The 5,829-nt window shown below is 61.0% G+C and carries 3 protein-coding genes; all 3 read right to left on the bottom strand.

From position 1 onward, the window contains the following. Positions 1 to 76: 76 nt before the first annotated feature. The 3 genes from K419_RS22415 to K419_RS0118495 all read right to left on the bottom strand — a co-directional run bounded on the left by K419_RS22415 (position 77) and on the right by K419_RS0118495 (position 5,559). Complete coding sequence (locus K419_RS22415) at positions 77 to 2,374, bottom strand: efflux RND transporter permease subunit (protein ID WP_318842544.1); 2,298 nt, start codon at positions 2,372 to 2,374, stop codon at positions 77 to 79. Continuing rightward, positions 2,371 to 3,504, bottom strand: coding sequence for an efflux RND transporter periplasmic adaptor subunit (locus K419_RS22410; protein WP_035497537.1), 1,134 nt, complete (start codon positions 3,502 to 3,504; stop codon positions 2,371 to 2,373). Before K419_RS22410 ends, K419_RS22415 begins: the two co-directional genes overlap by 4 nt. 309 nt (positions 3,505 to 3,813) lie before the next feature. After that, positions 3,814 to 5,559, bottom strand: coding sequence for a response regulator (locus K419_RS0118495; RefSeq protein WP_026842848.1), 1,746 nt, complete (start codon positions 5,557 to 5,559; stop codon positions 3,814 to 3,816). Positions 5,560 to 5,829 lie beyond the last annotated feature (270 nt).

The raw sequence follows: 5,829 nt of genomic DNA, 5'->3' as shown, positions 1-5,829 counted from the left end.
TTGAATTCTTGTGAGTATCGAGCCATGTGATTGCCTCCTCCGCCCGCAGTTTACAGGTGAGCTATTGAGGCGACAACTATTTTGACACGGCGGGAGCCGGCTCTCCCTGGTAGAGAGGGTCCAGCTCCAGGATGACTTGGTACTGGTTGCTCGGCGCGAGTATGGACGACACCTGCCGCGTGCTGTAGGCATAGGAGAGGGCATCCTCCACCTGCAACACCGACAATCCCAAGGCTGCGGCCTTGTCCCGGTTTATCTCGACGCGCACTTGTGGGTTGCTGATCTGCAGGTCGCTGGCGACGTCCAATAGTTCGGGTACCGAGCGCAGCCTGGTCTCGAACTCGGCTGCGGCCTTGTAGAGCTCGTCCGTGTCCTGCCCCTGCAGGGTGAATTGGTACAGGCTCTTGGACGAGGTGCCGCCTATCTGGATGGAGGGGACGTTTCTCAGGTAGACCTTTATCCCCTGCAACTTGGCGAGCTTGGGGCGCAGTTCCTGGATGATCTCGTCGGCGGAAAGCTTCCGCTCGCTTCTGGGCTTCAGACGCATGAAGAGTCGGCCGGTGTTGCCGCTGCCGATGGACGACATGAACCCCTCGATGTTTGGGTCCTTGGCGATGATCTGCGCCACCGACTCCTGGAGCTGCTTCATCTCGGCGAACGAGGTCCCCTGCGCGGCTTCGGTGTCGGCGTTCAGCCTACCGGTGTCCTCGCTGGGGAGAAATCCGGTGGGGATCCTCATAAAGAGCCAGACGGTCAAGATGGTTATGACGAGGGTTACCGCCATGGTGGCCCGGCGATGCAAAAGGACCTGGCTCAGGGTGCGCCCGTACAGATCACGCAGTCCGTCGAAGAAACGCTCCATTACCAGATAGAAGCGGCCGTGCTGGATGGCTGACTGCGGCTTCAGGAACCGGCTGCAGAGCATGGGGGTCAGGGTCAGGGAGACGAACCCGGAAACGAGGATGGCCGCGCTGATGGTGACGGCGAACTCGTGCAGCAGCCGCCCCAGTATCCCCCGCATGAAGAGCACGGGAATGAACACGGCGACGAGCGATATCGTCATGGAGACGATGGTGAACCCTATCTCCCTGGATCCTTTGAGGGCGGCCTCCATGGCGCCCTCTCCTTTTTCCATGTGCCTGACGATGTTCTCCAGCATGACGATGGCGTCGTCGACGACGAAGCCGACGGCCAGGGTGATGGCCATCATGGAGATGTTGTTGGCGGAGAACCCGAGGAGATACATGACCGAGAAGGTCCCGACGATGGACATCGGTACGGCCAGGAAGGGGATGACGGTGGCGGAGAAATTGCGCAGGAACAGGAAGACCACCATGATCACCAGGCAGATGGTGAGGCAAAGGGTGTACTTCACGTCGGTCATCGACTCGCGGATCATGGTGGAGCGGTCGTAGAGGACGTTCAGCTCCACTGAGGCAGGCATCTGGGAGCGGAAGGCCGGCAGCAGTTTCTTCACGCTGTCCACGACTTCGATGGTGTTGGTCCCCGGCTGGCGCTGCACGGTGAGGATGATGGCGCGGGTGTTGTTGTACCAGCTGGCGGTCCTTGCGTTCTCGACGCTGTCGATGACTTTGCCGATCTCCTCCAGCCGAATAGGCGCCCCGTCGCGGTAGGCGACGGCGATGGGGCGGTAGGCCTCGGCCTTGTAGAGCTGACCGTTGGTGTCGATGGTGTGCGCCTGTTTGGCCCCGTCCAATACCCCCGTCGGCATGTTGACGTTGGCCGCGCCGATGGCGGTCGCCACCTGGTCTATGCCGATCTTGCGCGACGCCATGATCCTCGGGTCGAGCTGGGCGCGCACCGCGTATTTCTGCGACCCCCACACGTTCACCTGGGCCACGCCGCTGATGGTGGAAAGCCTCCGCGCGATGATGGTCTGGGCATACTCGTCGACGGCGGAAAGGGGGAGTGTGGGAGAAGAAAGCGCCAGGTAGAGGACCGGCTGGTCGGCCGGGTTCACCTTGCGAAACGACGGCGGGGTCGGCATGTTCTTCGGCAGGTCGCGGGTGGCGAGCGAAAGGGCTGCCTGAACGTCCTGCGCCGCGGCGTCGATGTCGCGGTCCAGGGTGAATTGGATGGTGATCCTGGTGGTGCCGATGCCGTTGGTGGAGGTCATCGAGTCGACGCCGGCGATGGTGGAGAGCTGGTTCTCCAGCGGGGTGGCTACCGCCGACGCCATGGTGTCCGGGTTGGCGCCGGGGAGGTTGGCGCTGACCTGGATGGTCGGGAAGTCCACGTTGGGCAGGTCGTTCACCGGAAGCAGCCGGTAGGCGGCGATCCCGAAGATGAGGATGGCGATCATGACGAGCGAGGTCATGATCGGCCGGCGGATGAAAAGCTCCGCTATGTTCATGGCCTTTTTACCGCTGCAGGCTGGCTGGAGGGGAGCTCGATCTTCGCGCCCGGCGTCAGTCGCAGCTGGCCGCTGACCACCACGGTTTCACCTGGGGTCACACCTTTCTCTATGACGCTTTCCCCCGCCTGCTCTGCGGCTACGGTGACCGGCCTCATCTCCGCCGTCTTGTCCGGCTTCACGACGTAGACGTACTGCCCCTGCTGGCCGACCTGCACCGCCTGGGTCGGGACGACCACCGCATCTCGCCTCACGCCGAGCGTCATCACCACATCGACGAACTGCCCCGGCCAGAGTTTGCGGTCGGCGTTGGCGAAGACCCCTTTGAGCCGGATAGCCCCAGTGGCGCTATTCACGGCATTGTCCAGGAAGCTGATGGTGCCGGTCTCCTTGCCGTTCGGATCGTTGGGGACGACGGCCTCTATCTTCAGGGCGCGCCCCGCCATCGCTTTTTTCACCTCGGGGAGCCTCTTCTCGGGAATGGAGAAGGTCGCGTAGATCGGGCTGATCTGGTTGATCGTTACGAGAGTCAGGTCGTTCGCCTTGACCAGATTGCCGAGCTGCAGCGCAAGGTTTCCGGTCCTGCCGGAGATGGGCGAGCGGATGTAGCAATAGTTGAGCTGGATCCGGGCGTTGGCGATGGCGGCGCGGTCCGCGGCTACGGCTGCAGCGGCCGATTCGGCGTTGGTGCGCAGCTGATCGTACTGATCCTTGGTGACGATACCTTCCGCGACCAGCTGCCGGTAGCGTTCCGCCTGTTCCCTGGCGAACTTGGCCTGGGCGAGATCCCGCGTGAGAGCCGCCTCGCTTTGATTCAGAGCCGCCTGGAACGACTCAGGTTGCAAGGTGACGAGCAAGGCCCCCTTCTGTACGTCGCAGCCGTCCTGGAAATGAACCTTGGCGATCTGGCCGTTCACCTGTGACTTGATGGCGACCGAATTGAAGGGCTCGATGTTCCCTATCGCCTTCAATTGCACCGGGACGTCTTTTCTTGCCGCCGTAGCGACCGCCACCGGTATTGCCGGCTTGGCCTTCGGTTTCTCTTTTTCGGTGGAGCATGCAGACAAGGAAAGAAGAACTGTTACGAGGCTGACTGCTTGTACGAACCTGCGGCATGTTGCTGGAAACATTATCCCCCGCCTTACTCCCGCACTTGATGGACGTGATTTTAATTAAATGAAGAAACGTTAAAAATGCCGCCCAGTATACGACTAAATTCCTCGGGGAAAGAAGGAAAAAAAGAGCAAATTGCGAAATGCCGCATGCGGTGCTTTTAGCTCACCCTTGCCGCCACCTCCCTCACCCCCGCCCCTCTCCCAGAGGGCGAGGGGAGACAAGCAAAGGAAATCCCCCCTGCCCCCCCTTCGCAAAGGGGGGAACGTGATAGCACCTTTTTTCCAAAAGCGAGGAGATGCACTAAAAGTCGGCGCACAGGTCGATCAGGCGAGGTGGGGGGAGGTCCATTTGGCGATCAGCTCCTGTAGCTGTGCGAGGTTGAAAGGTTTGCTGAGGTAGTCGTCCATGCCGGCACTGAGGCAATGTTCCCTGGCTCCCGCCATGGCGTGTGCGGTTAGTGCGATCACGGTGGTGTGCCTGCCGGAGCCGAGTTCCCGCTGGCGGATGGCTCGGGTGGCCTGGTAGCCGTCCATCTCCGGCATCTGGCAATCCATGAAGATCAGGTCGTACGGCTGGCGCGTAAAGGCCTCGACGGCTTCTCTTCCGTCCTGGGCCACGTCGACCTGGCAACCCAGCGCGGCGATCATGGCGAAGGCCACTTCGCAATTGACCGGGTTATCTTCGGCCAGCAGCACGCGGGCGTTGAATTTGCGCCCCTCCCGGGCCGCTATCATGGAATTATCCAGCTCGACCGGCGTGTCGCCCCCCTCCTCGTCGCATGGACTCTGGTCGGCGTGCCGGTGCAGGAAGACGATGAAGGTGAAGGTGGAGCCCAGTCCCGGCTCGCTCTCTACCCCTATTGCGCCCCCCATCAACTCCACCAGTTGCTTCGCTATCGCCAGTCCCAACCCGGTCCCTCCGTACTTCCGCGTGGTCGAGCCGTCCACCTGGGCGAATAAGCCGAAGATGTTGCCGATGCAGTCAGCGGGTATCCCAATCCCCGTGTCCTTCACCTCAAAGGCTACGTACTGCCCGTTTTGGTACTGCTCCACCAGGGTGACGCGAACCTGTACCGACCCCTTTTCGGTGAATTTCAAGCCGTTGTTGACGACGTTGATCAGGACCTGCCGCAGGCGGTTCGGGTCACCGACGACGCAGCGCGGAACGTCCTCCTCAATCTGCAGCTCCACCGCTACGCCCTTGCGCCGGCCGACTTCCCGGTAGAGTTCCACCGCGCCGCGCGCAGTTTCGTGCAGATCGAAAGGAATCCTCTCTATCTCCAGCCTTCCCGCCTCGATCTTGGAGATGTTGAGGATGTCGTTGATGATGCCGAGGAGCGATTCGCCGGATTGGTGCAGCATCTCGACGTAGCTCTTCTGCTTCTCGTCGAGCTCTGAGTGCAGCAGGAGTTCGGCCATGCCGAGGACGCCGTTCATCGGCGTGCGGATCTCGTGGCTCATGTTCGCGAGAAACTGCGACTTGGCCCGGTTGGCTGCCTCGGCGGCTTCCTTCGCTTCGTGCAGTTCGGCGATGATGGCCTTTTGCTGCAGGTTCGCCTTGGAAAGTTCAGCGGTCCGCTGCGTCACCTTTTCCTCCAGGCTGCTGTTTACCCGGCGGCATTCGGCGAGGATGCGGCCGTTCTCGATGGCCAGGTCGGTCAGGGTGTGCACCAGCTTGTCGCGCTCCTCGACCATGCGGCGGCGCTCCAGCGCCTTGTTCACTGTGGCGATCACCATCTCCAGGTCGTCGAAGGGTTTGAAAAGGTAATCCTGAGCTCCCAGGCGCAGGGCCTGGACCGCCGTCTCCAGCGAGACATGGCTGGTCATGATGATCACTTCCGTCCTAGGGTGGTCGCGCCGGATGGCTTCGAGAACCTCAATGCCGCTGATCCCGGGGAGGCGCACATCCAGCATCACCAACTTGCAGGAAGCATGGTTCACTTCATCGAGGCACGCCTCGCCCGTGGCAACACCCCAACTGTCGAACCCCTCGTTGCGGAATAGTTCAGTCAGAACATCGCAGACCACCTGGTTGTCATCGACGATCAGAATATCTCGTTCCTTTCCCATGAAAGTCTCCCCCGCTGAAAAATCATTGGAAAAGACTAACAAAAAGGACGATGATAACAACCCCTTGCCGGTTGCCCGCTGCGGGAAGTGGAGATGAAACAGACGCGACCGCGTTTCTCATGTTGCAGGGAGAGGCGGCGTTGCCTATGATGCAATCAATGATCGCTTGATGAAAGGTGCAAACCGATGCCGAACAAGATGAAGCTCACTGCCGCGGACCTCTTATCGCTTTTTAACCCCGCTGACTCCGACCAGTTCCTCGCCCATTTC

The organism is Citrifermentans bremense R1 (genome assembly GCF_000426865.1).
In the GTDB taxonomy this organism is placed as follows: Bacteria; Desulfobacterota; Desulfuromonadia; order Geobacterales; family Geobacteraceae; genus Geomonas; species Geomonas bremensis.
The sequence above is the reverse complement of the archived record's forward strand: the minus strand, read 5'-3'. Positions and strand labels throughout refer to the sequence as shown.